The sequence below is a fragment of the Undibacterium sp. SXout7W genome, assembly GCF_049339385.1.
In the GTDB taxonomy this organism is placed as follows: Bacteria; Pseudomonadota; Gammaproteobacteria; order Burkholderiales; family Burkholderiaceae_D; genus Undibacterium.
In genome coordinates this window covers 1-1946 of the sequence record NZ_JBMPPF010000048.1, presented here as the reverse complement: position 1 = coordinate 1946, position 1946 = coordinate 1, and the positions used below count along the sequence as shown (strand labels likewise).

General features: G+C 43.5%; 1 protein-coding gene. It reads left to right on the top strand.

What is annotated here, in order from left to right; translation table 11 throughout:
* A partial coding sequence (locus ACO0LB_RS20395) for a beta strand repeat-containing protein (protein ID WP_423052504.1) occupies window positions 1-1542 on the top strand: 1542 nt, incomplete at its 5' end.
* Window positions 1543-1946 lie beyond the last annotated feature (404 nt).

Here is a 1946-nt window from a genome sequence, read left to right as displayed (position 1 = left end):
ACCTCATCTTCCAATGCGACTGGTGGTGGAACGAACAATATCACGACATCTAATGCTGTTTTAGTGTCTGGTGGTGGAGCTGCAATTGCAGGAACTGTGGGTACAACTCCAGCTAATGGCGGTGGGGTCGCTGCCAATCCTACGGTATTAAGCGCTGGTGGCGTATTTAATGGCACGGCTGGATTAAGAGAAAATTTTACTGGCAATGCAGCTGCTCTGGTGGGAACAACCGTAAACGGCAATGCTGGAGATTCTGACAAAATCACTTTTACAGGTGGCGGTAGTATTGTTATCGGAGGCGGTAATACCATTACCAATATCAACACACTGGCAATAGACAATTCCAGTACAGATATTTATTTTAACGTTGCAACATCTGGTATTACGAGCATTATCGGTGGTACGGGGAATGATCGTGTTTTCCTTGCTAATTCCGGCAACTCTATGTTGAATGCCAATGTGAACTTGGGTACAGGTAATAATACCTTGACAATGGAAGCTAAAGCTTACACGGGTATATACACAGCAGGTGCAGGCACCTCAGACATCTTGAGTTTGGTCAATGGCAGTAATATTGCACTTGCCAATGTAACTGGTTTTGAAAGCCTGGTGGTGTCCAGTAATGCAAGCATTACTTTAAGCGCAGCACAATATGCGGCATTCTCATCAATCACTGCGATTGGCACTAATAACTTTACGTTTTCGACCGCAGGTACTGTTGTCGGTAATGCGTCAGTAGAAAACTATGTCCTGTATAACGGTACCAATACTTTCACCAGTGCAGCTGGCCTGATTTCCGTCGTTGGTGGCACGGGTGCCGATACTATTACGGTGAGTGACCAAGTGATTATTGCCACTGTTGCTGCCAATGGTATTGATGGTGGAAATGGAGTTGATACACTCAATGTTGGTGCTGTCACAGCTGCATTGGATATATCTGCAAAAGTAACTAATGTTGAATTTGTTAATGTTACTGGTGGTACTAATGCTGCATGGAGCATTACTAACGAAAACGGTGCTGGCGTGACGTTGAATTTCACTAAATCAGCTTCCACCGCTATCAATAACATCATACTCGGGTCTGGCGGACAAACTCTCAATGTATTAGGTACAGGTACTGGAGCTGTGACTATTACAGGTGGCTCGGGTGCAGATACGATTAACTTGTCCTCAACTACAACTGGTTCCGACACCATTATGGCTGGCTCAGTGATCGCGAATATTGATACGGTAGCTAATTTTAAGGTTGCAGGTTCAGACATCTTTAAGACTGGCATCAATGCATTAACATTAAATGCATTGAACATTGCGGCAGCTGATATAGCAACATTGCCGGCAGCAATCGTGACAGCAGCAAATGCAGCTGGTGCAGCTTTTGCAACAAATGACCAAGCGTACATTATTACCGTAGCTACTGGCACAGCCGCTGGCACATATGCCTTCCAAAATACCGGAAGTACTACAAATGCAGTGGATGCAACGGACTTTATCGTAAAATTGGTTGGCGCAGGCTCAATCGTAGCTGGCGACTTTGTCGCTTAATTCACTGCTCCACATAAAACTGAGTAATTTATGATCTATGCTTGCCAAGAAGGAAATTCTTCTTGGCAAGTAAAAGATTATTGATTAAACCATTCTAAATATTCGGCACTCATTCTGGTTTTTAGGGAAGTACAGAGATTTGCTGTATTTTTATAGATACAAGTTGTTCGATGTTATATAAATTTAAGTCACCTATGAATAGGTAATGCTAGCATTGCACGATATTAAAAAAACTGCCTTCATTCTTATTTCTATTTTCCGGAGCCAAAATGGGTACTTACGATCAAGCCATCCAGCAACTGTACGTTGCTTACTTCAATCGTCCTGCTGATCCAGCAGGTCTGAACTACTGGAACACAGTAGTAGCAGCAAACAAAGGCTCCACAACAGCAGTTTCCGCCGCG